This is a genomic window from Polynucleobacter sp. MG-6-Vaara-E2, assembly GCF_018687695.1.
In the GTDB taxonomy this organism is placed as follows: Bacteria; Pseudomonadota; Gammaproteobacteria; order Burkholderiales; family Burkholderiaceae; genus Polynucleobacter.
Genome location: NZ_CP061303.1, coordinates 379,582 through 405,829, shown reverse-complemented (window position 1 = coordinate 405,829; position 26,248 = coordinate 379,582). Strand labels below are relative to the sequence as shown.

The 26,248-nt window shown below is 46.1% G+C and carries 28 protein-coding genes; 12 read left to right on the top strand and 16 right to left on the bottom strand.

Annotation, left to right across the window (positions count from 1 at the left end; all coding sequences use genetic code 11):
• Position 1 precedes the first annotated feature (1 nt).
• The 3 genes from sppA to ICV38_RS02155 all read right to left on the bottom strand — a co-directional run bounded on the left by sppA (position 2) and on the right by ICV38_RS02155 (position 2,712).
• On the bottom strand, positions 2 to 949 hold the full coding sequence (gene sppA, locus ICV38_RS02165; RefSeq protein WP_215382127.1) for a signal peptide peptidase SppA: 948 nt from the start codon (positions 947 to 949) through the stop codon (positions 2 to 4).
• A 64-nt stretch (positions 950 to 1,013) separates the two neighbouring features.
• On the bottom strand, positions 1,014 to 1,688 hold the full coding sequence (locus ICV38_RS02160) for an HAD-IA family hydrolase (RefSeq protein ID WP_215382126.1): 675 nt from the start codon (positions 1,686 to 1,688) through the stop codon (positions 1,014 to 1,016).
• 16 nt (positions 1,689 to 1,704) lie between these two features.
• Entirely contained in the window at positions 1,705 to 2,712 is a 1,008-nt protein-coding gene (locus ICV38_RS02155; RefSeq protein ID WP_215382125.1) for an RluA family pseudouridine synthase, read from the bottom strand.
• A gap of 465 nt (positions 2,713 to 3,177) precedes the next feature.
• Here ICV38_RS02155 and ICV38_RS02150 point away from each other — a divergent pair, with 465 nt between their 5' ends.
• The 5 genes from ICV38_RS02150 to ICV38_RS02130 all read left to right on the top strand — a co-directional run bounded on the left by ICV38_RS02150 (position 3,178) and on the right by ICV38_RS02130 (position 9,252).
• Entirely contained in the window at positions 3,178 to 5,808 is a 2,631-nt protein-coding gene (locus ICV38_RS02150) for an Rne/Rng family ribonuclease (RefSeq protein WP_215382124.1), read from the top strand.
• Positions 5,809 to 5,900: 92 nt separating this feature from the next.
• Positions 5,901 to 7,028 carry a GTP 3',8-cyclase MoaA gene (gene moaA / locus ICV38_RS02145; protein WP_215382123.1) on the top strand — a complete coding sequence of 376 codons (1,128 nt, stop codon included), beginning with the start codon at positions 5,901 to 5,903 and terminating at the stop codon, positions 7,026 to 7,028.
• The gene (gene mobA / locus ICV38_RS02140) at positions 7,028 to 7,633 is read left to right on the top strand and encodes a molybdenum cofactor guanylyltransferase MobA (protein ID WP_215382122.1); all 606 of its coding nucleotides are present in this window, start codon (positions 7,028 to 7,030) and stop codon (positions 7,631 to 7,633) included. The genes moaA and mobA overlap by 1 nt, the downstream gene beginning before the upstream one ends.
• Positions 7,630 to 8,946 carry a gephyrin-like molybdotransferase Glp gene (glp, locus tag ICV38_RS02135; protein ID WP_215382121.1) on the top strand — a complete coding sequence of 439 codons (1,317 nt, stop codon included), beginning with the start codon at positions 7,630 to 7,632 and terminating at the stop codon, positions 8,944 to 8,946. Before mobA ends, glp begins: the two co-directional genes overlap by 4 nt.
• 12 nt (positions 8,947 to 8,958) lie before the next feature.
• The gene (locus tag ICV38_RS02130) at positions 8,959 to 9,252 is read left to right on the top strand and encodes a hypothetical protein (protein WP_215382120.1); all 294 of its coding nucleotides are present in this window, start codon (positions 8,959 to 8,961) and stop codon (positions 9,250 to 9,252) included.
• Between the two features lie 70 nt (positions 9,253 to 9,322).
• Here the strand turns inward: ICV38_RS02130 and ICV38_RS02125 are convergent, their stop codons facing one another.
• On the bottom strand, positions 9,323 to 10,348 hold the full coding sequence (locus tag ICV38_RS02125) for a D-glycerate dehydrogenase (protein WP_215382119.1): 1,026 nt from the start codon (positions 10,346 to 10,348) through the stop codon (positions 9,323 to 9,325).
• A 98-nt stretch (positions 10,349 to 10,446) separates the two neighbouring features.
• Here ICV38_RS02125 and fdxA point away from each other — a divergent pair, with 98 nt between their 5' ends.
• From fdxA to ICV38_RS02105, 4 genes are read left to right on the top strand one after another with little or no spacing between them, the layout of a single operon-like run.
• Positions 10,447 to 10,770, top strand: coding sequence for a ferredoxin FdxA (fdxA, locus tag ICV38_RS02120; protein ID WP_068322070.1), 324 nt, complete (start codon positions 10,447 to 10,449; stop codon positions 10,768 to 10,770).
• Positions 10,771 to 10,794: 24 nt separating this feature from the next.
• A complete protein-coding gene (locus ICV38_RS02115; protein WP_251368184.1) occupies positions 10,795 to 11,838 on the top strand; it encodes an NAD(P)/FAD-dependent oxidoreductase in 1,044 nt (347 codons plus the stop codon).
• Positions 11,839 to 11,882: 44 nt separating this feature from the next.
• Positions 11,883 to 12,677 carry a thymidylate synthase gene (locus ICV38_RS02110; RefSeq protein WP_215382118.1) on the top strand — a complete coding sequence of 265 codons (795 nt, stop codon included), beginning with the start codon at positions 11,883 to 11,885 and terminating at the stop codon, positions 12,675 to 12,677.
• Between the two features lie 12 nt (positions 12,678 to 12,689).
• Positions 12,690 to 13,178 (top strand): dihydrofolate reductase, encoded by a 489-nt coding sequence (locus ICV38_RS02105; protein ID WP_215382117.1) that lies wholly within the window; start codon positions 12,690 to 12,692, stop codon positions 13,176 to 13,178.
• Between the two features lie 42 nt (positions 13,179 to 13,220).
• Here ICV38_RS02105 and ICV38_RS02100 read toward each other — a convergent pair whose 3' ends face one another.
• A complete protein-coding gene (locus tag ICV38_RS02100; RefSeq protein WP_251368183.1) occupies positions 13,221 to 14,048 on the bottom strand; it encodes a peptidylprolyl isomerase in 828 nt (275 codons plus the stop codon).
• Between the two features lie 88 nt (positions 14,049 to 14,136).
• On the opposite strand from ICV38_RS02100, the gene ICV38_RS02095 reads away from it, so the two are divergent.
• Positions 14,137 to 14,760, top strand: coding sequence for an SOS response-associated peptidase (locus ICV38_RS02095; protein WP_215382115.1), 624 nt, complete (start codon positions 14,137 to 14,139; stop codon positions 14,758 to 14,760).
• Here ICV38_RS02095 and msrQ read toward each other — a convergent pair.
• The 3 genes from msrQ to ICV38_RS02080 all read right to left on the bottom strand — a co-directional run bounded on the left by msrQ (position 14,757) and on the right by ICV38_RS02080 (position 18,117).
• Positions 14,757 to 15,335 carry a protein-methionine-sulfoxide reductase heme-binding subunit MsrQ gene (gene msrQ / locus ICV38_RS02090; RefSeq protein ID WP_215382114.1) on the bottom strand — a complete coding sequence of 193 codons (579 nt, stop codon included), beginning with the start codon at positions 15,333 to 15,335 and terminating at the stop codon, positions 14,757 to 14,759. The genes ICV38_RS02095 and msrQ overlap by 4 nt on opposite strands.
• 66 nt (positions 15,336 to 15,401) lie before the next feature.
• Entirely contained in the window at positions 15,402 to 17,609 is a 2,208-nt protein-coding gene (locus ICV38_RS02085) for a xanthine dehydrogenase family protein molybdopterin-binding subunit (RefSeq protein WP_215382113.1), read from the bottom strand.
• 10 nt (positions 17,610 to 17,619) lie between these two features.
• Positions 17,620 to 18,117, bottom strand: a complete 498-nt coding sequence (locus tag ICV38_RS02080) for a (2Fe-2S)-binding protein (RefSeq protein ID WP_215382112.1) — start codon at positions 18,115 to 18,117, stop codon at positions 17,620 to 17,622.
• 163 nt (positions 18,118 to 18,280) lie between these two features.
• On the opposite strand from ICV38_RS02080, the gene ICV38_RS02075 reads away from it, so the two are divergent.
• A complete protein-coding gene (locus ICV38_RS02075; RefSeq protein ID WP_215382111.1) occupies positions 18,281 to 18,496 on the top strand; it encodes a hypothetical protein in 216 nt (71 codons plus the stop codon).
• 3 nt (positions 18,497 to 18,499) lie between these two features.
• On the opposite strand, the gene ICV38_RS02070 is transcribed toward ICV38_RS02075, so the two are convergent.
• Both ICV38_RS02070 and ICV38_RS02065 read right to left on the bottom strand, forming a co-directional pair.
• Positions 18,500 to 18,793, bottom strand: coding sequence for a 4a-hydroxytetrahydrobiopterin dehydratase (locus ICV38_RS02070; RefSeq protein ID WP_215382110.1), 294 nt, complete (start codon positions 18,791 to 18,793; stop codon positions 18,500 to 18,502).
• Positions 18,790 to 19,518, bottom strand: coding sequence for a pseudouridine synthase (locus ICV38_RS02065; RefSeq protein ID WP_215382109.1), 729 nt, complete (start codon positions 19,516 to 19,518; stop codon positions 18,790 to 18,792). Before ICV38_RS02065 ends, ICV38_RS02070 begins: the two co-directional genes overlap by 4 nt.
• A gap of 116 nt (positions 19,519 to 19,634) precedes the next feature.
• On the opposite strand from ICV38_RS02065, the gene ICV38_RS02060 reads away from it, so the two are divergent.
• Positions 19,635 to 20,168 carry a DUF2889 domain-containing protein gene (locus ICV38_RS02060; RefSeq protein ID WP_215382108.1) on the top strand — a complete coding sequence of 178 codons (534 nt, stop codon included), beginning with the start codon at positions 19,635 to 19,637 and terminating at the stop codon, positions 20,166 to 20,168.
• 11 nt (positions 20,169 to 20,179) lie between these two features.
• Here the strand turns inward: ICV38_RS02060 and ICV38_RS02055 are convergent, their stop codons facing one another.
• From ICV38_RS02055 to ICV38_RS02030, 6 genes are all read right to left on the bottom strand, one after another.
• Positions 20,180 to 20,950, bottom strand: a complete 771-nt coding sequence (locus ICV38_RS02055) for an SDR family NAD(P)-dependent oxidoreductase (RefSeq protein WP_215382107.1) — start codon at positions 20,948 to 20,950, stop codon at positions 20,180 to 20,182.
• A 12-nt stretch (positions 20,951 to 20,962) separates the two neighbouring features.
• Positions 20,963 to 21,886 (bottom strand): MBL fold metallo-hydrolase, encoded by a 924-nt coding sequence (locus ICV38_RS02050; RefSeq protein ID WP_251368182.1) that lies wholly within the window; start codon positions 21,884 to 21,886, stop codon positions 20,963 to 20,965.
• Position 21,887: 1 nt separating this feature from the next.
• Positions 21,888 to 22,469, bottom strand: coding sequence for a lipocalin family protein (locus ICV38_RS02045; protein ID WP_215382106.1), 582 nt, complete (start codon positions 22,467 to 22,469; stop codon positions 21,888 to 21,890).
• A gap of 4 nt (positions 22,470 to 22,473) precedes the next feature.
• On the bottom strand, positions 22,474 to 23,436 hold the full coding sequence (gene msrP / locus ICV38_RS02040) for a protein-methionine-sulfoxide reductase catalytic subunit MsrP (protein WP_215382105.1): 963 nt from the start codon (positions 23,434 to 23,436) through the stop codon (positions 22,474 to 22,476).
• 63 nt (positions 23,437 to 23,499) lie between these two features.
• A complete protein-coding gene (locus ICV38_RS02035) occupies positions 23,500 to 23,907 on the bottom strand; it encodes a BLUF domain-containing protein (protein WP_215382104.1) in 408 nt (135 codons plus the stop codon).
• A gap of 101 nt (positions 23,908 to 24,008) precedes the next feature.
• Positions 24,009 to 26,243: an NADP-dependent isocitrate dehydrogenase gene (locus ICV38_RS02030; protein ID WP_215382103.1), complete on the bottom strand. Its 2,235-nt coding sequence runs from the start codon at positions 26,241 to 26,243 to the stop codon at positions 24,009 to 24,011.
• Positions 26,244 to 26,248: the final 5 nt, after the last annotated feature.

Here is a 26,248-nt window from a genome sequence, read left to right as displayed (position 1 = left end):
TTTACTTGAGATCTGGTGTTTTGACTAAAGCCTTACCAGCGGCAGCGCCTGCTTCTGCACCAAAGCGCTTAGCAACGCGCTCCGCAAAGTTTTCTTTCATGGTGTAGTCAAGGACATCTGGTGCCTTAAAGATATCGCGTGCCACTGAATCAACCGTGCCATAACCATCGACCAAACCAAGCTTCACAGCCTGCTCGCCATTCCAAATGCGGCCAGAGAATAAATCTGGAGTGTCTTTTAAGCGATCGCCACGTCCCTCTTTCACTACCTGAATAAATTGTTGATGAATTTCATCGATCATCTTCTTGACCATCTCTACTTGCTTAGGCTCTTCCTTGCTAAAGGGATCGAGCATCCCTTTATTTGAGCCAGCAGTAATCATGCGACGCGTTACGCCTAATTTATCCATCAAACCCGTAAAGCCAAAGCCTTCCATGATGACGCCGATAGAACCAACCAAGCTCGCCTTATCCACCAGGATTTGATCACCCGCCACCGCAACGTAGTAACCACCAGAGGCGCAAATATCCTCTACCACTACATAAAAAGGTTTCTTTGGATAGAGTTTGCGCAAACGATGAATTTCATCATTAATCATTCCTGCCTGAACTGGCGAACCACCAGGGCTATTGATGCGCAGCACTACGCCAACACTATGTTCATTCTCAAAAGCAGACACTAGCGAAGAATTAATATCCATCGCATTTGCTGGTGAGCTTGAAGAGATTTCTCCGTCTAAGGTAACCATAGCGGTATGCTTTTCAGTATTCATGCCGCGCCCGGGTAGATGAAAATCAAACACTGATAAAACCACAGCAACGATGACTAGCAAAGTGAGAACACGCAAGACTGCTTTCCAACGACGCGCTTTGCGTGTCTCTTTTAAATTCTCCAAGAGCAAATGCTCAAGTGCCTGACGTTCCCAGTTTGGGTTTGGATTACTTTCCATCTTGATTCCTCTGTATTACTTACTAATTTAGTTATTAAGTTACTAATGAAATTTCAAATACGGTTTATAAATTTTCTTTGAGCCATTGCGCTAGCTGCGGTACATCATCTACATGCGCCAACGATTTCGATGTTTTTAGGGTGTCTGGCGGGTGGGCGCCATAAGTTACGGCCACCGCATCCACCCCTGCATTGGATGCCATATCTAAATCATGCGTTGTATCACCGATCATCAACATTCGACGCGTCGGCACCTGAGTCACATCAGACAACTCTAAGAGCATGCCGGGATGTGGCTTTGAGAAAGATTCATCCGCTGTTCTCGTTTCATGAAAAAGATGGCCAATTTGGTGATGCTTGAGGGAGCGGTCTAAGCCAACACGTGATTTGCCAGTAGCAACACCTAAGAGATATTTATCTGCGCGAAGTTTCTCAAGCAGTTCACGTATCCCAACAAATAAATCGAGCTCGTGATCTTTAGCTAAATAGTGATAGCGAAAACGATCCGTCAGCTTGGGAAAATTAACTGGCTCAATCCAAGGCACTGCTCTGCGCAAAGAATCCTGAATACCCAAGCCAATAACTGAGCTTGCCAGTGCGTCATCTGGCTCCTTGAATCCAAGATCACGACACGCTTGCTGAATGCAATGCACAATCGTAGGTGTGGAGTCCATAATAGTTCCATCCCAATCCCACACAATGAGGTCGTAACGACGATCGGACTTTTGTTCTTGCGGCATCTTCTTATGGTGATTATTACTCTTCAAAATGTTTCATCATGACAGCAAACTCTGATGGCAATGGGGATTCGATCCGCATTTTTTCTCCTGTACGCGGATGGGTAAAGCCCGCTAAATGAGCGTGTAAATAGAGCCTCTTCGATTTAATGACTTTATCTAGATCCTCAAAACCATATTTATCGTCACCCAAAATAGCATGCCCCAACTTTTGTAGGTGCACGCGGATCTGATGGGTGCGCCCAGTCTTGAGCTGAGCTTCAGCTAGAGTAATGGCAGCATCCTCACGCTTCATAGTTTTGGTCACTCGTAAAGCAGTATGACTTGGCAAGCCTTCTGGATCAACACGAACGCGGCGCTCACCATTAGCCAATAAATATTTATGTAGCGGGTATTTCAGTTGCATGACTTGTGCACCCTGTTGGATTTCACCGTGCGCTAGCAAGTAATAACGTTTATCGGTTTGACCTTCACGGATCTGGCGATGCAATTCAACAAGGGCGCTCCGCTTCTTCGCCAAGAGCAGTACTCCGGAAGTGTCGCGATCTAGACGATGGACTAATTCTAAAAATTTCAACTCCGGCCGGGTGATGCGCAATGTCTCGATAACACCTAAGGCAATTCCAGATCCACCATGCACAGCCAAGCCCGAAGGCTTATCGACTATTAAGAGTGCCTCATCCTCAAATAAGATCGGCATCTTGTCGGAATAACCATGCGCTCTAGATTTAGTCTGAGCAGCATTGACTGCTGTCATTTGAGCAGGTTCGGCAATACGGACAGGAGGGACTCGCACAACATCCCCCTCAATTAAGCGAGTAGTTGGTTCGGCCCGCTTTTTATTCACCCGGACCTCCCCAGAGCGAATAATTCGATAAACGTGACTTTTGGGCACTCCTTTAGCCCAACGCAGCAAATAATTGTCCAAACGCTGGCCAGCCTCTTCCGGACCAATGGTCTGCAAGTGGACTGCGGGCGGCGTGGACGTTTTTGCCTTAGAAGGCTTGGATACTGGGTCGGATTTCATGATTTATCTCTCTTATCGCCTCGCTCGAGGACGACAAGGGACTCAACAATACCCCATTGTCATTCAACTTGTGCCGTATAATCAACGCTCTAGCCAATTTATTGGCCCGATCCCATCCTGAAATCAGGTTTGAATCGTGGAGCTTGGAGTCGCCCTTTAAAAGACTCTCGGGGTTGCCCCTCCCCCGTTGTAATGAGGCGCAGGGTTGGTGTGCCGTATGCCGCGACCCGCGATTAGAAGACAGTTTTCAGGCGCGCGCCTGCATTGATGACCTAAAGGAGGTCTCTGCGGCGATCGTCAAGTGTGGCACCGATTTAACCAACAGTTAACTGGGTGAACTAGGCAAAAAGTGCTTAGATTTGCATGATCCACACTTACATACCGCTACAGGCTTAGACCTTAGCGGCATCTAACTGACCCCCTAACGCACCGCGCTTACTGCATCCTCCCCCACAGGAGAGTGTTATGAAACGCATGTTGTTTAATGCAACTCAACAAGAAGAGTTGCGAGTTGCCATCGTTGATGGTCAAAAACTCATTGATATTGATATCGAAGCTGCCGGTCGTGAACAACGCAAAGGCAATATTTACAAAGGTGTCATTACCCGCATAGAGCCTTCACTGGAGGCGTGCTTTGTCAACTATGGTGAAGAGCGTCATGGCTTCTTACCATTTAAAGAGGTTGCCAGAGCCTATTTCAAAGAAGGTATCGACGTCCGCAATGCCTCTATCAAGGATGCCCTGCGCGAAGGTCAAGAAATCATTGTTCAGGTAGAAAAAGAAGAGCGTGGCCAAAAAGGCGCTGCCCTCACTTCCTTTATCTCCCTAGCAGGCCGTTATTTGGTATTGATGCCAAATAACCCACGTGGAGGCGGCGTTTCCCGCCGTATTGAAGGTGAAGACCGTCAAGAACTGCGTGAAGCCATGTCTCAATTAGAAGTACCTGATGGCATGAGCATCATTGCTCGTACTGCCGGCATTGGTCGTGATGCGACTGAATTGCAGTGGGACTTAAGTTACCTCCTGCAATTGTGGAAAGCGATTGATGAAGCCGCTAAAGGCAATTCAGCGCCGTTGTTGATTTACCTCGAATCTAGCTTGGTGATCCGCGCAATCCGCGACTACTTCCAGCCAGATATCGGCGAGATTCTTATCGATACCGATGACATCTATGAGCAAGCTGCGGCATTTATGTCCGTGGTGATGCCGGACAATTTACCGCGAGTAAAGCGCTATCAAGACGATGTGCCTTTGTTCTCTCGTTTCCAAATTGAGCATCAAATTGAAACTGCGTACTCACGCACAGTGCCATTGCCATCAGGCGGCGCTATTGTGATCGACCACACTGAAGCTTTGGTTTCTGTGGACGTGAACTCTGCACGTGCTACCCGTGGCTCTGATATTGAAGAGACCGCAACCCGAACTAACTTAGAAGCTGCCGATGAAATCGCTCGCCAAGCACGTTTACGTGACTTGGGTGGTTTGATCGTGATCGACTTCATTGATATGGAATCGAGCAAGGCCCAGAAGGATGTTGAGAATCGCTTGCGCGACGCTTTGCGCCATGATCGCGCCCGCGTTCAAATGGGCAAGATCTCCAAGTTTGGTCTGATGGAAATGTCACGCCAGCGTTTGCGCCCTGCTTTGTCTGAAGGTAGCCACGTTACTTGCCCACGTTGTAACGGCACAGGCCACATCCGTGATACCGAGTCTTCTGCATTGCAAGTTCTGCGCATTATTCAAGAAGAGGCAATGAAAGAAAACACAGCAGCGATTCATACACAGGTACCAGTCGAAGTGGCTGCGTTCCTCTTGAATGAAAAACGTGCTGAAGTGATCAAGATTGAGACTCGCTTCAAAGTGAACGTCTTGATGGTTCCAAATAAGCATCTAGAAACACCTCATTACAAGTTAGAGCGCTTGCGTCATGACGATCCTCGTTTAGACGATCAAAAAGCAAGCTATGTGATGGCTGAAGAAGCTGCCCGCGAATTGGAAACTGACACAACCGTAAGCAAAAAAGATGCTGATGTGAAGGTTCGCCCAGAAGCGGCAGTGAAAGGTATTACGCCAACGCAACCTGCACCAATCAGCCAACCACGCCCAGCGCGCACTGAAAAAGCAACTGCTGAAAGTTCTGGTGGTTTCTTTGGTTTTATCAAAAAACTTTTCTCTTCCTCCCCAGCGGTTGAAGAGAAACCAGCATCAGGCAATAACCGTGGTCGCAATCAAGGCCGTAACGGTGGCGATCGCAACCGTGGTCGCAATCGTCGTGGCGAGCGTAATGATCGCAACGGTGATCGTGCCGAGCGTCCGGCAGCGAATGCTGCCGATGGCGCAAGCGCTGAAAGCAACAACCGCAATGGCAATCGCAATAACCGCAATGGCAATCGTAACCAAGGCAATCCAAATGGCCCGAAGCCTGAGCGTCAAGTAAACCCAGCTGCAGTAACTCCTGCGACTGAAGCGGCTTCTGGTAGTGAAGCCACTGCAAGCGCAGATGGTGAAGAGCGTCGTGGTCGTGGGCGCAATCGTCGTGGTCGTGGGCGCAATCGAAATGATCGTGGCGAACGCACTGAGAATGGTGACGTAGCAACTGCAGCACCTTCAGCAAGTCCGTTTGCTGGCCCTCCAGTAGGTATGGGCGGTGCATCCGCTTCCATGCCCATCCAAAATATTGTGAATAGTTTTGGTAATCAACCTACTACTGAGAGACAAGAGCGCAGTGAGAGAGCGCCACGCCCTCCACGTCAATCGAATCGTCCTACTCAAACCTCCAATGCAGCTCCTGCAGCAACTCCAACATCAGCACCGATTGCTGTAGTAGCTGCTGCGGCAACAGTAGAAGTCATCACCAAGCCTGTACCAGAACTTCCAAAGGTTGCCTTCCAGGCGCTTGAAGAAACTCCATTGCATAGCGTGGTCCAATCTGCCGGGATGGTTTGGGTTGCTACTGATGCATCAAAGCATGCAGAAGCGCAGAGCCAAATTCAGCCTGAAGCGATGAACTTAGGCAGAACACCGAAACCTGCTGCAGCACGCCCAGAAGGTCCAATGGTTTTAGTTGAAACCGGCGGCCAAGAAAAAACAGTCTAAGGCGATACCGCTTTTTCTCCAGACCGCCTTTTATCCCAAAAGGATATTGGGCGGTTTGGCAGAAAGACCGTTTCACAGCCATAATTCAGAATATGGTTGAAAAAGCGATTTCCAAAGTAATTCCCATCCGCATTGATGAAGGGAAAGGCCTTACTCCATCCATTGGCGAGGAATTGCTTGCACCTCATGATCGCACTCAAGATACCCGTGGTCGCACTTTGCGTGATCTTCGCATCTCAGTAACGGATCGCTGTAACTTCCGCTGCACTTACTGCATGCCCAAAGAAGTCTTCGATCAAAACTATCCCTACCTTGCCCATAAAGAATTATTAAGCTTTGAAGAAATTACTCGCCTCACCACCATCTTCTCTACTCTAGGTGTAGAAAAGATTCGTTTAACTGGCGGCGAGCCTCTACTGCGCAAAAATTTAGAAATTCTGATTGAGATGTTGGCTGCGGTACGCACCCCTAGTGGAAAATCTTTGGATCTCACCCTAACAACGAACGGCAGCATCTTGCGTAAAAAAGCCGCTGCACTGAAGGCTGCTGGACTGCAAAGACTCACCGTCAGCCTGGATGGATTAAATGATGAGATCTTTCGGAAAATGAATGATGTTGATTTTCCGGTGGCAGATGTATTAGATGGCATCGCAGCAGCACAAGAAGCCGGCTTTGAGAATATCAAGGTCAATATGGTTGTGAAAAAAGGCACTAACGATCATGAGATCGTTAGTATGGCAAAACACTTTAAGGGTAGCGGCATCATCTTGCGCTTTATCGAATTTATGGATGTCGGCAGCTCTAACGGCTGGAATATGCAAGAGGTTCTCCCTTCCAAAGAAGTGATTGCCCGCATCAACGAAATCTACCCACTAGAGTCTATGGAGCCCAACTATGCTGGCGAAGTAGCCCAACGGTGGCGCTACGCGGATGGTACTGGTGAGATTGGCGTGATCTCTAGCGTGACACAAACCTTCTGCCACGAATGTACTCGCGCTCGGATCTCAACCGATGGGCAAATGTATCTTTGCCTTTTTGGAAACGAAGGTTTTGATTTCAAAACCATGCTGCGCTCAGGAAGAAGTGATTTAGAGATCGCTAATGCCGTTATGAATACCTGGGCGCAACGCAATGACCACTATTCTGAAATCCGAGGTTCTCACACCGCTAACCAATCGACCGGTAACCGTAAAGTCGAAATGTCTTATATCGGTGGCTAATGATTTCTGATGCGCAAATTACGGGGCTCATTCTTGCTGGCGGTCGCGCTCAGCGCATGGGTGGTATTGATAAGGGTTTAATTCCTTTTCATCAAAAACCATTAATTGAATCCACGATTGCACGCTTACAACTTCAAGTTGGAACTCTCCTCATTAATGCCAATCGCAACATTACTAAGTACGCTGCCTATGGTTACCCTGTCATCATGGATGAAACGCCAGACTTCTCTGGGCCATTAGCGGGATTCTCAGCCGGTCTTAAGGCCTGCAAGACGCCATATTTACTTACTGCTCCCTGTGATTCGCCATTGCTTCCTGAAGATTTAGGTGCAAGATTAGCTACAGAACTTGAGCAAGGTGACTATCAGTTGGTTTACGCCTCCAGCAAAGAAACAGATGGCAAAGTTTGGTCCCAACCCGTCTTTTGTTTGATGCGCGCCAACCTACAAGATTCTTTAGAGGCCTTTCTAAAAAAAGGTGATCTTAAAATTGATCGCTGGTTTAAAGAATTAAAAAGTAGTACGGTAATTTTTGATGAAGCCAATGCCTTTGCAAACGTTAATACGCCAGAAGAATTGAAAGCGCTAGAAGCGACATCTGTATGAAACATTCACCAAATAGCCCTATATTGCTGACCGCATCACTCCATGTTGATGAAGCTCGTAAAGCGATTGCGAATTTAGTCAGTGAACTCATGCAAGAGTCTCAAGCGATCAATGATCCCGCTGATATTGAAACAGTCTCACTTGACCAAGCGATCAATCGCATTCTTGCTGAGGATTTACTGTCTCCCATCGATGTACCTGCTGCCGATAACTCTGCGATGGATGGTTACGCATTTGATGGCAAGTGCCTCACTAACAATAACCCAGACATCAAACTTCAAATTGTCGGCACCGCTCTAGCAGGCAAACCCTACGAGGGCAAGATTACCCCAGGCGAGTGCCTCAAGATCATGACTGGCGCCCTCATGCCAGCTGACTGTGACACTGTCATTCCCCAAGAATTTACCTCTAGCAGCAATGCTGAATTTATTAGCTTTAAATCAGATCAACTCAAGGCTGGCGACAACCGTCGCTTACGAGGGGAGGATCTACAAAAGGGTAAAGCAGCAATTTCTGCAGGTCGTCTATTGAGACCCTCTGATTTAGGATTGGCTGCATCACTTGGTATTGCCACCTTAAAAGTGCGCCGCAAATTGAAGGTAGCAATTTTGTCATCAGGTGATGAATTGCGCTCGCTTGATCAATCATTAGATGCTGGCAGCATCTACGACAGTAATCGCTATAGCCTCACTGGCTTACTCAATCGTCTCGATTTAGAGATCATTGATTGTGGAATCGTTCACGATGATCCTCAGGCTTTGAAACAAGCATTTATTGCAGCAGCGAGTAAGGCTGATGTATTGATTTCTTCTGGTGGCGTTTCAGTTGGTGAGGCAGACTTCACCAAGCAAATCATGCAAGAGTTAGGTGATGTAGGCTTCTGGAAAATTGCGATGCGCCCCGGACGTCCGATGGCTTTTGGCATTCTCAAGCCAGTCCCTGGAAAATCTCCAACCAGAAAGACCCTCTTCTTCGGCCTACCAGGTAACCCCGTTGCTGTGATGGTCACCTTCTACCAATTTGTCCGCAGCGCACTCTTGCAGCTCAATGGCGCCGAGCAAACCGAGCCCCCGCTGGTCCAAGCGATTTCTGAAACCGTTATCCGCAAGAAGCCGGGTCGCACTGAATTCCAGCGCGCTATCTTGGGGCGAAATAGCGAAGGTAGACCCTCAGTCAGACTAACCGGCAGTCAAGGAGCAGGAATTTTGCGCTCCATGAGTGAGGCAAACTGCTTTGTGATTCTTGGTCATGCACAAGGAAATGTTCCCGCAGGTGACTGGGTAGATGTAGCACTTTTTGATGGACTGCTTTAAGATAGTCCCATCATGAAACTTACCAAAAAAGAACTCGCTTTTCTCGACCCAACCCACACTGCTAAAACACTTGTGTTGGTTTACCTCTGCTTCTCAGTACCTATCGTTTTGCTGGCTTTGTTTGTAGCCTTTATTCGTGATGGCGCCATTCCAGGGTTTACCGTTCTGTCAGCATTAATACTCAACGCGTTACTTGGCTTTGGTTTGCTTTGGATTGCTTGCAAAGTGTATAACTGGGTCGCTGGCAAATTCGGTGGTATTGAATTAGCTTTGCGCGAACTTCCAGAAGAGGTTGACGCTGAATAATTTACTTTAGCGCGTTCAAATAAAAAGCCGAGAGATTCTCGGCTTTTTTAATGCGCATCAATCTATAACCCTAAGCTTTAAACACCTCAGCATTAATTAAACTGGGTGGCCTCTTGCCATCAAGCGCAGCTCTTAGGTTATCAATCGCCAAATCAACCATTGCTCTGCGGGTTTTTTCAGTGGCACTAGCAATATGCGGAGCAAGCACAACGTTACTCAGCTTTAATAGTTCAGGATTCACTTTTGGCTCACCTTCAAACACATCCAAACCGGCAGCAAAGATCTTCTTTTCCTTGAGCGCCTGCGCTAACGCTAAGTCATCAACAATACCGCCGCGTGCAATGTTTATCAGAGTCGCTGTGGGTTTCATGAGGGCGATCTCTTTAGCACCAATAGTGTGGTGGCTCTCTGCTGAGTAAGGCAAGACTAATACAACATGATCTGCAGTGCACAGCAACTCTTCCTTAGAAACATAGCGCGCACCACAAGCTTTTTCATCTGTTTCAGATAAGCGACTGCGGTTGTGATAAAGCACATTCATCCCAAAACCTAGTGCACGCTTTGCAATACCTTGACCGATACGACCCATACCAATAATGCCAACAGTGCTGTGATGCAAATCCATACCAAGAGGATTATTAACAATCGACCACTTATCCCAATGACCGGCACGCACCCAATGCTCAGACTCGGTAATGCGTCTTGCGGTTGCCATCAACAATGCAAATCCAAAATCAGCAGTAGTATCGGTTAGAACATCCGGTGTATTGGTAGCCATTACTCCAGCAGCACTAATCGCAGACACATCAAAATTGTTATAGCCCACGGAAATATTGGCCACAATTTTTAAATCTTTCGCGTTCGCCAATGCGCTGGCATCGATTCGCTCGCTACCAGCAACTAAAGCCCCTACTACGCTAGAAAGTTCTTTTTGCAATTCTTCTGGAGTAAAGATGCGGTCCTCCTGGTTCGATCGAACCTCGTAGGATTCCTCTAATTTGGCTAAAGCCTCTGGGAATATCGCCCTTGCAACCAGTATTTTTGGCTTCTGAGAGGCGTTTCCATGGGTAGTTGGGGTATTTGTCTGTGTATTCATAAGGGGAACTTTACCTCAAGTAAATTGGGGTATTTCGGCTAAAATTGATGTTTTATAACTCAGCAGCCCTTAACTGAGGGCTATTTAGATCACACATCATGACTTACGTTGTTACCGAATCCTGCATCCGCTGCAAATATACTGACTGCGTTGACGTTTGCCCAGTTGACTGCTTCCGTGAGGGACCCAATTTCTTAGTCATCGATCCAGATGAGTGCATTGACTGCGCGGTTTGCGTTCCAGAGTGCCCAGTAAATGCGATTTATGCTGAAGATGACGTGCCCGGCGATCAGCAAGCGTTTATTAAGCTCAATGCCGAGCTCTCACCTTCATGGACATCCATTACTAAATCAAAAGCTGCTCTTCCCGATGCGGAAGAGTGGAAAGATGTCAAAAACAAACTCGATCAATTAGTAAAGTAATACTTCTACCTCCCGAGAATCGATTTGTACTCACCCACAGAAGCTGACGCAGTCATTATTGGCGCCGGCCCTGTGGGCCTCTTCCAAGTATTTGAGCTTGGACTCCTGGAAATTAAAGCGCACGTCATTGATTCTTTGCCAGAGGTTGGCGGTCAATGTATAGAGCTCTATCCAGATAAGCCGATCTACGATATTCCTGCGATACCAGTATGCACTGGTCGCGAGCTAACAAATAATTTACTCAAGCAAATTGAGCCCTTTAGCCCTCAATTTCATTTGGGACAAGAAGTCACTCAACTAGAAAAACAAGCGGATGGACGCATACTCATCGGCACCTCACAAAACCTACATTTTCTGGCTAAGACCGTCTTTATCGCCGCTGGGGTCGGCGCCTTTCAGCCTCGATTACTCAATCTAGAGGGTATTGAGGCTTTCGTCGATAAACAAGTTTTCTATCGCGTTAAACATCCTGATCAATTTATTGGCAAACGAATTGTGATTTGCGGTGGCGGAGACTCTGCTCTAGACTGGGTCTTATACTTTGCAGATAAAGCAGCAAGTGTTACCTTGATTCATCGTCGTGATGACTTCAAAGGGGCGCCACAATCGATTGCCAAAATGCGCGAGCTTTGTGCTGCTGGAATAATCCAATTACTCATCGGTCAAATTACTGGCTACGAAGCTCAAGAAGATTGCCTCACTGAGATTACCGTCACTGATATTGACGGCAATACTAAGATCGTGGCCCTTGATGATCTCCTGATCTTTTTTGGACTCTCTCCTAAACTGGGGCCGATTGCCCAATGGGGTCTCGATATTGATCGCAAGCAGCTTGTAGTTGATACGGAAAAATTTCAAACAAGCATTCCTGGAATTTACGCCGTGGGGGATATTAACGTCTACCCAGGCAAAAAGAAGCTCATTTTGTCCGGCTTTCATGAGGCTGCTTTAGCAGCATTTGCGGCGGCCGCATACCTGAACCCTGAGAAGCCAATTCAGTTGCAATATACGACCACCTCCCCCAAGCTCCATAGGGCACTTGGGGTAAAGCCAGCCACATTCGAATAAGCTATCCTTACGGGTATCCGTTAATCCATTTTTAGTTGATTTATATGCGCCAATATCACGATCTAATGAAAGAAGTCCTTGCTAAGGGCGTTCAAAAGTCCGATAGGACTGGCACTGGCACGATCTCGGTATTTGGCCACCAGATGCGTTTTAACTTGGCCGATGGCTTCCCAATGGTGACTACCAAGAAGCTTCACCTCAAATCCATCATTTACGAATTGTTGTGGTTCCTCAAAGGCAGTACAGATAACAATTGGTTGAAAGAGCGCGGCATATCCATTTGGAATGAATGGGCTGCACCTGACGGCGATCTCGGCCCAATCTATGGTTACCAATGGCGTTCATGGCCGGCCCCCAATGGACAGCATATCGACCAGATCACTGAAGTGGTCGAGACGATTAAAAAGAATCCTGACTCACGTCGCATCATTGTTTCAGCGTGGAACGTTGCAGATATTCCACGCATGGCATTAGCGCCTTGCCACGCCTTCTTTCAGTTCTATGTGGCTGATGGCAAGTTGTCTTGCCAGCTATATCAGCGCAGCGCAGATATCTTCCTGGGCGTTCCATTTAATATTGCCAGCTATGCATTGCTGACTCACATGATGGCTCAGCAATGCAATTTAGAAGTAGGCGATTTTATTTGGACTGGCGGTGATTGCCACTTGTATAGCAATCACCTTGAACAAGTGGATCTTCAGCTCTCGAGAGATTTCTTCCCGCTGCCTAAACTCAATATCTTGCGTAAACCTGCTTCGATCTTTGATTACGAGTTCGAAGATTTTGAGATTGTGGGTTACGAGTCCCATCCCCACATCAAAGCTCCTGTAGCTGTTTAAGAAGCACTCGATATGACACAACCCGCTATCTCTATGATTGTTGCCCGCTCACGTAACCACGTGATTGGTCGTGACAATCAAATGCCCTGGAAAATCTCAGCTGATTTACAGTTTTTTAAACGCGTCACTATGGGCTACCCGGTCATCATGGGTCGCAAGACTTGGGAATCAATTGGTCGACCTCTACCAGGACGTCGCAATATTGTGGTTAGCCGCAACGCAAATTACGAATTGACTGGCGGCGAATTGGCCAGCTCTCTGGATGAGGCCCTCCATCAATTGAGCGAAGCACCAAGAGTCTTTGTCATTGGTGGAGAGCAACTCTTTAAACAAGCATTTCACAAAGCAGATCGCATCTTTATCACCGAGATTGATATGGATGTTGAGGGTGGCGATACCTTCTTTGAGGTTCCTAATGCGTCGGATTGGAAAGAGGTTGAACGTACGCCTGGATCGGAAAACGGCATTCACTTTAACTTTATTACGCTTGAGCGTAAATAAAAAGGACTCCTCGGAGTCCTTTTTATTTGGTCAGTCTATTTATTACTGAACCACAATTTTTGAATTTTTCGCAATCCCAGAAATAAATTCAAATTGTTTTCTCTGTGCTATGCCCGCACGAATCGCTGGCTTAGCCTGCTCAAAGGTAGGTGGTTTACTAGATTTCTTATCTTCTAGCTTGACCAAGTACCAGCCTTGCTGCAATTGAATTGGGGCTGATGTTTGACCTTTGCCTAGATTAACCAAGACAGCAGAAATTTGGGGTGGCACCTGACCAGGTTGAACCCAACCAGCAACGCCGCCCTGCGCTTTATTGGGGGCTAAGGAAACACTTTTAGCAACCTTATCAAATGCCTCACCTTTTTTAATTCGATTTAGGGCAGCCTGCGCATCAGCCTCTGAAGCAACTGCGATATCACTGATTTTGTATTCTACGATCATGCCTTGCGGCCCAAGCGAAGATACTTGCTTGTTGTATTCGGCCTGAACGTCAGCATCAGAAATGGGATTTTGTGCCATGAAAGTGGAAAGTTCAAGATCAGCTAAATAATTTTGACGAATCATCATTAACTGAGAATTAGCTTTCTCTGAATTTGCCAAACCATCTTTTTCAGCCTGTTGAGATAACAATAAAATTTCAATATATTTTTCGATAACTGCTTTACGCAATTCAGGGGAGTCTTTTTGGCCTTGTGCAAGAGCCACTTTAATGCCCTGCTCAACCATATCATTGGTGATGATGGTGCCGTTGACTGAAGCGGCAGAATTAATCGGTAATCCGCTTTGTTGAGCGTATGCAGTACCGCATAAAGCAAGCGTCAAAAGGCTGGCTGAAATAAAACGAAGTGACAATGGTTTAAGTTGAGACATAAAGGATTTCATGAGGATAGGTCTTTCTAAAATATATCCCCAATAGTAACAGCTGGGGTAATAACTAAGCCAGCGGTAAAATGGTCCTATGTGCGTTCAGTACCTCACCACTAACAATGTCGATTGGGTCAAGGCCCATTTTGATCTTGATCTGACAGCTTCAACTAGGCATGATGTGTTTCCAACCTACCCTGGAAGCATTATTTTAAGAAGCCACAATACCCAAAGAACTGCTATTGGCCCAGCTCGCTTTGGCTTAATACCCTCCTGGGCAAAAGATGAAGAATTTGGTAGGCATACCTATAACGCCAGATCTGAAACCGTTAGTGAAAAACCCTCTTATAGGCATGCATGGTCCAATCGACACTATGCATTAGCTTTAGCTGATGCTTTTTATGAACCCTGCTATGAAACTGGTAAAGCCGTACGCACCAAAATCGCACAAGCTAATCGTGAGCCTATGGCGATTGCTTCGATTTGGGATAAATGGACCGAACCAGAAACTGGCGAGTTGATTGTGTCGTTTTCAATGTTGACGATAGGGGCAAGTGATCATCCTGTTATGAATCGCTGTCACAAACCAGAAGATGAAAAGCGCACTATTGTGCCCTTACGGCCTGAGTTATTTAATGACTGGTTAAATGCAACACCTGAAACTGCAAATGCTCTACTAAATCTTGAATCAATGCCTGATCTAATATTTGCTGATTAAATTTTCTTCTTGATATAGGGTAGTCGCATAATTAATAGCAAAGTCATCACGGCAGCATAAATCGAAACTGTTTGTAGGTCGTTCTTGCCAGCCTTATGCCACCAATAGTGCGCAATCACGGTAAGCGCAATTACATAAATGAATTTGTGCAATAAACTCCAGCGACGCCCTAGCTTCTTTACTGACCAAGTATTTGATGTGACTGCAAGCGGAATGAGGAACACTAGACTCAAAAATCCCATAGTGATGAATGGTCTTTTAAGCACATCATGAATCATTGCTTGTAGATCGAGGCTTTGATCTAACAATAGCCAAATCGCAAAATGAATACTGGCATAGAAAAAACAGAATAGGCCAAACATGCGGCGCATCTTGATCCACACTGCTGAACCTGTGATGAGTCGCAGTGGCGTCATTGCCAATGTGATGCAGAGAAATACTAAGGCCCAAGTCCCCGTTGATCGTGTGATCAATTCAATTGGATTGGCACCTAAATCATCTGAATAACCCAGCCATACCAAGCGTCCTAATGGTATGAGCGAGATAAGAAATAAGATACTTTTTAAAGACTTCATGAGTCAATGTTAAACGACCCCATCAAATTTCTCTGATGGGGTCGTTTTGCTACCTGTCTTATTAGACTATGCCAAACTTAACCCCTCTTTATATAGAGGGAAGTTGCGCACGGGTCTACCAATAGCTGCTGAAACAGCATTTGCCACTGCAGGACCAACAACGCAAATTGTTGGCTCACCAACCCCGCCCCAGAAATCATAGCTCGGCACTAATACCGTTTCGATTCTCGGCGTAGAGGCCAGTTTGAGCATTGGATAAGAATCCAAATTCTGCTGCTTGATGCGTCCATTTTCAACCGTAATCTCGGGATTAAAGATTGCACCCAAGGCCATTGCTACTGAACCTTCAATCTGCTCACGAGTTAAATAAGGGTTCACAACATGGCCAGAGTTTAATGCGAATACTAAGCGCTTCACATGAACAATATTGCCATCTACCGAAACCTCAGCAACACATGCAGAGTAGCTGGCATAGCCCATAAATTGCGCTACCCCGCGGAAAGTACCGGCAGGAAGTGGCTTATCCCAATTTGCTTTTTGAGCGGCTGCATTAAGCACACCCAAATGCTTGGGATGACTTTGCATGACTGCCTGTCTAAACTTCACTGGATCTTTGCCTGCCGCTTTAGCGCATTCATCCATAAAGCATTCCATGAAGATGCCATTTTGATTTGTATTCACACCACGCCAGGGCCCCACTGGGACATGGGTATTCTTCATGACATATTCAGTCAATAGGTTTGGGAATGTGTAGCCCAGCTGTGCATCAGGCCCCTTCTCATAAAAGCCTTGCAATTGACGCTCATCCTTGCCGTCTTTGATAGCTGCTGGAGCAAGGGTTGCATTAATAGATTGGCCCGCAACTTTGATATGCATACCAGTCACATTGCCGCTAGCATCCAGTCCTGCTGACATCTTAGCCATTGCTATCGGGTGATAGTAATCATGCGTGAGATCCTCTTCACGACTCCAGAGTACTTTCACAGGTACGCCTGGATACTTCAGTGCAACCTTAGCCGCAAAAGTGGTGAAGTCTTGGGTCGAGCCACGACGACCTAAGCCGCAACCAGAATCCAATTTATACACTTCACAGTTAGCCAATGGAATCCCGGTTGCTTCAGATAAGGCCGCAAGTGAACCTTCACCATTTTGGGTTGGTACCCATGCTTCTGCACGATCGCCACTAATCTTTACGGTGGCATTCATAGGCTCCATTGTGACGTGAGCACGAAATGGCGTGTAATAGATTGCTTCCACTTTTTTAGAGGAGCTATTAATCACTTCTGGGGCATCACCCACCTTACGTTGCCAAAAATCACCTTGCTCATCCAAGCCAGCGCGTAACATCTTGTCAATGTCACCCTGAGAAACGCCTGCGCCTTTGCCCTCATCCCACACAATTGGCAAAGCATTCAAAGCAGTGTTTGCGCGCCACCAAGTATCGGCAACTACCGCCACAGTACTATCATCAATCTTGACTACACCCTTAACACCACGTAAGTTTTTAATCTTGGCTTCGTCATAGCTCACAAGCTTTCCACCAAATACCGGGCAAGCTTTTACTGAGGCGCACAACATGCCTGGCATCTGTAAATCTGCGCCATAGACTTTTGTGCCGTTCACCTTATTGGCAGTGTCTAAACGTGCATAGGGCTGGCCAGCAACTTTCCAGTCACGAGGATCTCTTAGGGTGATCGATTTTGGATCAGGAGGCGTGAGTGTCGATGCAAGCTCGGCAACTTTTCCGTAGGTCGTTTTACGGCCCGTTGGGGTATGGGTAATGACACCTTTGTTAACAGTTAATTCGCTGACCGGTACATTCCATTGATTAGCAGCAGCTTGAACCAACATAATGCGAGCTGCTGCTGCACCACGTCGAACATAATCTTCTGATATGCGAATGCCACGGCTACCACCAGTACCATGCTCACCCCAAACACGCTTGCGTGCCAAACTTTGACCTGGAGTGGCTGACTGAGTCTTCACTTTTTTCCAGTTGCACTCCAATTCTTCAGTAACTAATTGAGCTAAACCTGTGCGAGTACCCTGACCCATTTCTGAGCGTGCAATTCTGACGTAAACAGTGTCATCAGGCTTGATGCTGACCCAAGCATTAACCTCTGCCTCCCCAGCCTTCGTGGGCGAATTTGGGTCATATTGACCAGCTTGTGCAAAGGCAAATTCAGGTAATGCGCCCACTCCCAGCATGAGGCCGCCACCAACTAAGGTGCCCTTAATAATGAAGTCGCGACGTGAAATATTTTCGATAGTCATATTCTTCCCCTTAACCACGTGTCGCGGGAGAAGCTTGGTATTGCGCCAACACTTCTGCTAGTTTTTTCTGACCAGAGGCAACATGAATACCATCCCGAATTTTCTGATAAGTACCGCAGCGACAAATATTCGACATCGCATTATCAATATCCGCATCCGTTGGCTTTGGGATTCTCTTTAATAGGGCTGCAGCAGCCATCACTTGACCCGACTGACAATATCCACATTGAGGCACGTCTAAGGCAATCCAAGCTTGCTGGACTGGGTGTGAATTGTCTTTGGAGAGCGATTCGATCGTGGTGATCTTGGCAGCACCTACTGCGGATACCGGGATTGAACAGGAGCGCACAGGTTCACCATTCATATAGACGGTACAGGCACCACATTGAGCCACTCCGCAACCATATTTTGTACCTGTTAATCCAACTACTTCTCGAATAGCCCATAGCAAGGGCATATTCGGCTCTACGTCGATATTATGGGTCTGCCCATTGATGTTTAGCTGCATGCTGCCTCCTCTGTTTTATTGTTAAATCACTATAAATCATTATTCAATTTTTGCAGGTGCACATCAATCGAGATAAATCCGATCCAAAAAGCCTATACGGACAATTATTGCTATCCCAGAGGAAGGTAATTTGCTATTCTGAACCCTTCAATGAAGGATATTTATGACAAACGATGATCAAACCCAAAACGACGAAGATTTTGACTATGGGTGTGAATGTGCCATGACCTTGCTCAATGAGCCAACCGAAGATTGCTTGAATGACTTAATTGATGAGCTTGATGAAGATGGCATGATTTCTACCGAAGTAGTTTATGGCCTCTTAGCAACCATTTTGATGAGCCTAAATGAAGAAGACCATGAAGGCGAGGAGCATTAAGCTCTAAGTTTGGACTTGTAAGGCAAATGCATCCATTGCTTTTGCCATCTGAATATCCAACTCAGTAAGTGCTTTTGCTGAGTGGGTACTCAAGTGCACTACCACCTTATTCCAAGAATTACTCCAATCAGGGTGGTGATCAATTTCTTCAGCATACTGCGCGCAGAGGGTCATAAAAGCAAAGGCCTCTTTGAAGTCTTTAAAAATAAACTCGCGCGAAATGTGAATGCCCTCTAGTCTCCACATAGGAATAGAGGCTTGAAAGTCAGAATCGTTTACCAAAATCTGTTTGCTCATTTTGTGTCCACACTTTGCGATAGGTTCTTTAAATCATCTGGGTAAAGCCAGCGCCACTGACCTTCAACCAAGTCAGCGGGCATAACATAGGCACCAATTTCTGTACGGTGTAATTTAGCCACATGATTGCCAACTGCGGCCATCATTCGCTTTACCTGGTGATAGCGACCCTCAACGATAGTCATTGCTAGTACATTATCTGAAAGTTGTTTACAGGCAGTGGCATAGCATGGACGTGGATCATCATCCAACACAACACCATTCATCAGGTGATCAATTTGGGATTGTGTAATAGGGTCAGGTGTCGTGATCTCATATACCTTACCGATATTCTTTTTGGGCGTAGTCATTTTATGAATAAATTGACCATCATCAGAAATCAACAGCAATCCTGTGGTGTCATAATCCAATCGTCCTACGCATTGCAAACCGCGCTCGATAAAAGGCGCTGGTAATAGGCTGTAAACACTGGGATGATGTGTCGTTTTATGAGAGCACTCATAATTTGGTGGTTTATGAAAAGCGATATAAGCTTTTTCGTGATACTCCCAATCCTTGCCCTCAACATTAAGCATAAGACCTTCAGTTGCAATACGCTCTTCAGGATCCTCAGCTACAACGCCATTGACCTTCACTAGGTCGGCATAAACCAAATCGCTGCAATACCGCCTGGTGCCAAAGCCCTGGCTAAAAAGAATTTTTTCAAGGGAAATTGGTTTGGCCATATGCTGCAGAGAATACTACAGAGGCGTAATTTCAGTAGATCAGAAAGGCAACTTTTGAATTCATTATTATTGGAGTTATCAAAGAAACCAAGCCATCTAGTCGCCTATATCCCCACATGCTCTCTACACCTAAAGCCCGATCACTGCTCCATACTCGAGAAGTTACTTTTCAAGGTTTTGAAAGGGAAGATGGTCTATGGGATATTGAAGGTCATCTCAGGGATTGCAAGACAAAGCCATTTGTTACTGGTACGAAAACCTGGCAGCCTGGTGAGGCTTTCCATGATATGTGGGTGCGCCTCACTTTAAATACCGAATTAGTTATTCAAGATATTGAAGTGGCAATGGATGGCCACCCTCACCCTGAATGTCCGAATGTCATTCCAACCATGGATGGCTTGATTGGTGAGCGCTTAGGAAAAGGATGGCGCAAAACCGTCCAAACCCATTTAGGTGGAATTGCCGGCTGCACTCACTTACGCGAACTACTCAATAGCCTTGCAACTGCAGCTTTTCAAGCGATTCCAGGGGCGCTATTTGATCCCGATGAAAGCAAGCCACCTCTCTATTTAGGTACCTGCAAATCATGGGACTTCAATGGTCCCGTAGTGATGCGTATCTATCCGCAGTTTTACCGCTGGAAAGATTAAGACAAACAGTCTTAAAGTTCCCCACGGTGAATATTGAAAGGGTTAAATGCTTGTTGAACTGGCATAAGTTCTAAAACATTAATATTCATGTGACTTGGCAAAGTAGCTGACCAATAAATTGCCTCAGCAACATCATCGGCACTTAAAGCTTTTACGCCATCATAAACCTTACTAGCTTTATCGTCGTCGCCCTTAAAGCGCACATTAGAAAACTCCGTACCTGCGCACATACCAGGCTCAATACATGTCACACGCACTGGAGTCCCAATTAAATCAGCACGCAAGTTCAAGCTGAACTGCTTTACAAAGGCTTTAGTGCCACCATAAACATTGCCGCCAGGATAGGGATAGTTCGCCGCTACCGACCCCAAATTAATCACATGACCACACTTTCGTTCAACCATACCAGGCAAGAACGCACGGCTCATATGAACCAAGCCTTTAATGTTGGTATCAATCATTTTGTCCCAGTCGCTCAAGAAAGCCTTATGAGCAGGCTCGAGGCCTAAAGCGAGACCAGCGTTATTCACAAGAACAGTGACCTTAGCAAATTCAGGAGGTAAGTTGCTTGCTAAAGCGTCTACTTTGGCGCTATCACAAACATCTACAGCGAGAGTCAGTAATTTTTTCTGTTGGTCTGCAGGCAAAGATGCTTTGAGAGCCTCAAGACGCTCGGTTCTTCTGCCAACCGCAATCACTTTATGGCCGTGAGCTAAAAAACGGCGCGCAGTTGCTTCACCAAAACCAGCGGTAGCACCAGTCACTAAAACGGTATGTTCCATATGTCCTCTTTTTTAAACTTGATCGATTAAATATTTGCCATCCAATATGGCTGCCCCTGACTTCACCAAAGCTTGTGGCAACCATTGGGAAAACTCTTCTGTATCCATATTAAGCTGATTTGCTGCACTCTTCAGCGCTGGAGTGCTCCCAATCCAATCAATAACCTCGTTGAGATCTTTGGATTGCCATTCGATCAATTTGTACTTTAGCAATACTTTCGCCCCATGGCGGGCGTTACGGTCAGGATCCGATGCTAAGTAATCCAATCTTGATCGAGCCGTTGCAATCGATTTAGCAACATCGGTAAATACTTTTCCATGCCCTGGTATTACAAGCAAGATAGAAAGATCCTCAATGAGATCTAAAGTCTGTGCCACCTCTTCAAAGCCAGGCTCACCCCAGAGCTCTGGGAAAATAACGCCAAACCCCTCTTCCCACAGCGCATCAGCAGAAATCAAAATACCGTGCTGCTCTTGATAGAGCATGACTGAATGGGGATCATGGCCTGGTGCTGCCAGTATTTTCCACGTATAGCGCCCCAACACAATGTCTTGTCCGGGGATCAGCAAATCATCATGCTTGAAGCGAGGACATTCTTGACCTAGGTTTTGATAGCTTAATAATTCTTCATTCCAGTCTTGTACTGCTAATGCCTCCGCAGCAGGAATACCGACTTCGCAAGCAAAAGTCTTAACCAGCTCAGCATTTCCTCCGCAGTGATCTGAATGAAGATGTGTATTAACAACTTTATTTAAGGTCTTGAGTCCATGTTTTTCTAGCGCATTACGCACTAAATTAATGGTCATGGCTTGATGAGTGTAGTAGCCACTATCGACTAAAGAAACGTCACTATCGCCGAAATGAAAAATATTATTTGCAGATAACCAGCCTCGCTCGAATACCTCAATTCCTGGAGGCAAAGTCAATATGCTCAATTTAGTTCTTCTGGGTTTCTACTGCTTGCGAAGTGAGCTCTAGTTTACGTATATCAAATTGCTGGGCTTGCAAACGAGAAAGCAATTCTTCATAAGTTCTTTTATCCATGTTTGGAGTTCTAGAAAGAATCCAAAGATACTCACGTTTAGGATCGCTCACAACAGCGACCTGATACTGAGGGTCAAGATCAATGACCCAATAGTCACCCCAAACCATGGGCAAAAAAGCTAACCAAGCTGGCGCAAAACGCACTTCAAGCTTAGGCGAATCCTTGGCACCAATTTGCCGAGCTAAGCCCTCAGCCTGAGAAATTGCTCCATCTGCTTGCTTACAACTATTGAGCACTTTGAGATTACCGTCAGATCGGAGCGAATAGACTGCCTGCGTATTGCTGACACATTTTTTCTGAAACCAATTCGGAAACTTGGCAATCTCATACCAGGTTCCCAGGTAGCGAGGTACATCTAACGATGGAATCGTTTTAACTGGTGCATCAACACTTTGGCTATAGCCAGGCGAACTACTGAATAGAAAGAAGCTGCTAAGGAGTGCAACAACTCCCGCCGAGTAAATTTTTCTCATTTGTTTAATAGTATTTTTTCAAATCCATACCAGCATACATGCTGGCGACTTGATCGGCATATCCATTAAACATTTGCGTTTTGATCTTCGGAGCAAACATGCCTTTTGGATCGCCAATACGACGCTCTGTCGCTTGACTCCAGCGCGGATGATCAACCAGTGGGTTTACGTTCGAGTAAAAGCCATACTCTCGCGCATCGAATTGATTCCAGCTAGTTTTAGGCATCTCTTCTGTAAACCGAATTTTGACAATCGATTTTGCGCTCTTAAACCCATATTTCCAGGGCACCACGATGCGCACTGGAGCACCATTTTGCTTAGGTAGAACCTCGCCATATAGACCAAAGGTGAGAAGCGTCAAGGGATTCATAGCCTCATCCATACGCAAACCTTCGCGGTAAGGCCAATTAATGATATTGCTGCTGATTCCTGGCATTTGTTTGCGATCTGCCAATGAAATAAATTCTACATACTTGGCCGAACCCAATGGCTCTACTTTATCAATCAACTTGGAAAGCGAATATCCATCCCATGGAATAACCATTGACCAACCTTCGACACAGCGCATACGATAAACACGCTCTTCCATGGGCGCCAACTTGAGTAAAGCATCAATATCGAGTGTTACTGGTTTTTTTACCAAACCTTCGATAGAGATAGTCCAGGGCCTCGTTTGCAAACTTCCAGCATTGGCTGCTGGATCTGATTTATCAGTGCCAAACTCATAGAAGTTGTTATAGCTCGTCACATATTTATATGGCGTTGCTTCATCTTTAGTACTGTAGGTCGAATTGAGTGTAGCGCTCAACTTTTCTGGAGTAGCTGCTAATGCCTCTCTCGAAAACCAAGGCGCCAAGACTGCTCCAAAACTACCAGCAGCGGCAGCCTTGATTAAGGTACGGCGATTTTCAAACACCGCTTTTGGCGTGATGTCACTAGCAACAATGGTTTTATCAATAAAGCTCATGAGAGGCTCCATCTAAGTAATAGAGCTATTTTGCTACTGTTTTGATCTGAACGTATTTATTGATTAATGCTGGGATTCGCGCATTTTATTTAAGAGCGAAAGGCTATGTTTATCCATCCCACCTACCATGCCAGCTAGAACGGGATAGTCTTTAACTAGAGTTTCTCCACCGTAAAACCGAAGCAACCATTCCGGATAACTCCGCTCGGCAATCTCCCGAATTTCTAATAACTCAATGCGATGATGACGCTTATCTTCCTGAATTCGCTTCCAGACTTTCATGATGTTGGCGCGCTCACCCTCAATGACTTGACCAAACTGCTGGTTGTCATAAAACAGAATGCCAGTAATGCTGTGCAGCTGATTAAAAGCGCGAGCTGACTCAAGCAACCTCATCAAACCTAAAAAAGACATATCCGAGACTGCTTCGCTCAGATAAGTTAATTCAACAAGGTCTTTTGGTTTTGGCATGATTGCGATAAAGGTTTTGGGGCGATAAAAAAGCAAACCCGAGAGTTTGCTTTTTTATCTTAAACCTAATTTATGTAATGAGGTCTTATCGCTTATACCTACTAAGCTCTTGCTGCTTTCAAGGCTGCATTGAAGGTAGTGCTTGGACGCATTACTGCTTTGCACTTCTCAGGATCAGCAACATAGTAACCACCAATGTCAGCTGGCTTACCCTGTACTGCTTTGAGCTCTTCAATGATCTTCTTCTCATTTTCAGCCAAAGACTTAGCCAAAGGCGCGAAATAAGCTTGCAACTCCTTATCTTCAGTTTGTGCTGCCAAAGCTTCAGCCCAATACATCGCGAGGTAGAACTGACTTCCACGGTTATCTAGCTCACCAGTACGAGGAGATGGTGACTTATTGTTATCCAACAATTTGCCAGTAGCCTCATCCAGGGTACGCGCCAAGATCTTCACTTTTGGATTGCCGGTCTTATCACCGATATCTTCAAGAGAAACTGCTAAAGCCAAGAACTCGCCCAGCGAATCCCAGCGTAAATGATTTTCTTCAACAAGTTGTTGAACGTGCTTAGGAGCAGAACCGCCAGCACCAGTCTCAAACAAACCGCCGCCAGCCATCAATGGCACGATGGACAACATCTTCGCACTGGTTCCCAGCTCCATAATTGGGAACAAATCGGTGAGGTAGTCACGTAAGATGTTGCCTGTTACAGAAATGGTGTCCTTGCCGCGAATCACGCGCTCAAGGGTGTATCGCATTGCGCGGGTTTGAGACATGATCTGAATATCAACACCTTCAAGATCATAGTCTTTGAGGTAGGTTTTAACTTTCTTAATTAACTCAGCCTCATGTGGACGGTACTCGTCCAACCAGAATACAGCTGGAGTATTAGAAAGACGTGCACGGTTAACTGCCAATTTGACCCAGTCCCGAATCGGAGCATCTTTACATTGGCACATACGCCAGATATCACCCTCTTCAACATTCTGCTCAAGCAATACTGTGCCGTCGTCAGCAACAACGCGTGCTACACCTGCCTCTGGAATCTCGAAGGTTTTGTCATGTGAACCGTACTCTTCTGCCTGCTGAGCCATCAAGCCCACATTCGGCACAGTACCCATAGTAGTTGGATCAAAGTTGCCATGAGTCTTACAGAAATTGATCATTTCTTGATAGATACGGGCAAAGGTACTCTCTGGAATCACAGCCTTGGTGTCATGCAAGCGACCGTCTGCACCCCACATCTTGCCGCCAACACGAATCATGGCGGGCATAGAAGCATCCACGATCACATCGCTTGGAGAATGTAAGTTGGTGATGCCTTTAGCGGAGTCGACCATTGCCAAAGCTGGACGATGCTCATGGCAAGCGTGCAAATCTTGAATAATTTCCTCACGCTTAGACTCTGGCAAGGTTTTGATCTTGTCATAGAGACTACTCATACCATTATTGGCATTCACACCCAACTCTTCAAACAACTTAGCGTGTTTTATAAAAGCATCCTTGTAGAAAATCTTCACCGCATGACCAAATACGATCGGGTGTGAAACTTTCATCATGGTTGCCTTCACGTGTAAGGACAGCATCATGCCCGTCTTATAAGCATCTTCGATTTCTTTTTCGTAGAACTCGCACAATGCTTTTTTGCTCATATACATACTGTCGATAATCTCGCCAGCCAATAAAGAGACCTTTGGTTTCAGAACAATGGTTTTGCCACTCTTGGTCACCAAGTCCATCTTGACATCACAGGCCTTAGCCATAGTCATAGACTTCTCGCTTGAGTAGAAGTCACCGCCATGCATATGAGAAACGTGTGTACGGGATGCCTGACTCCACTCCCCCATCGAGTGAGGATTTTTGCGGGCGTAGCGTTTAACTGCAGGAGGGGCGCGGCGGTCAGAGTTACCTTCACGCAATACTGGATTCACTGAACTACCCAAGCATTTGGAATAACGAGCACGGATGGCTTTTTCTTCATCCGTTTTGGGATCATCCGGAAAATTCGGGATTTTGTACCCTTTGCTTTGTAGTTCTTTAATCGCCGCAAGCAATTGCGGTACTGAGGCACTGATATTTGGCAGCTTAATGATGTTGGTATCTGGGAGCAAAGTCATTTTGCCGAGTTCAGCCAAGTTATCAGGCACTTTTTGTTCAGCAGTTAAGCAATCAGAAAATTCAGCCAAGATACGAGCAGCAACAGAAATGTCGCTTTTGACAATTTCTACTCCAGCCGGCGCTGTAAAAGTACGGATGATTGGTAAAAATGCGCAGGTCGCCAAAAGTGGCGCTTCATCTGTCAGCGTGTAAATAATCTTTGATTTCTCTGAAGCCATTAACT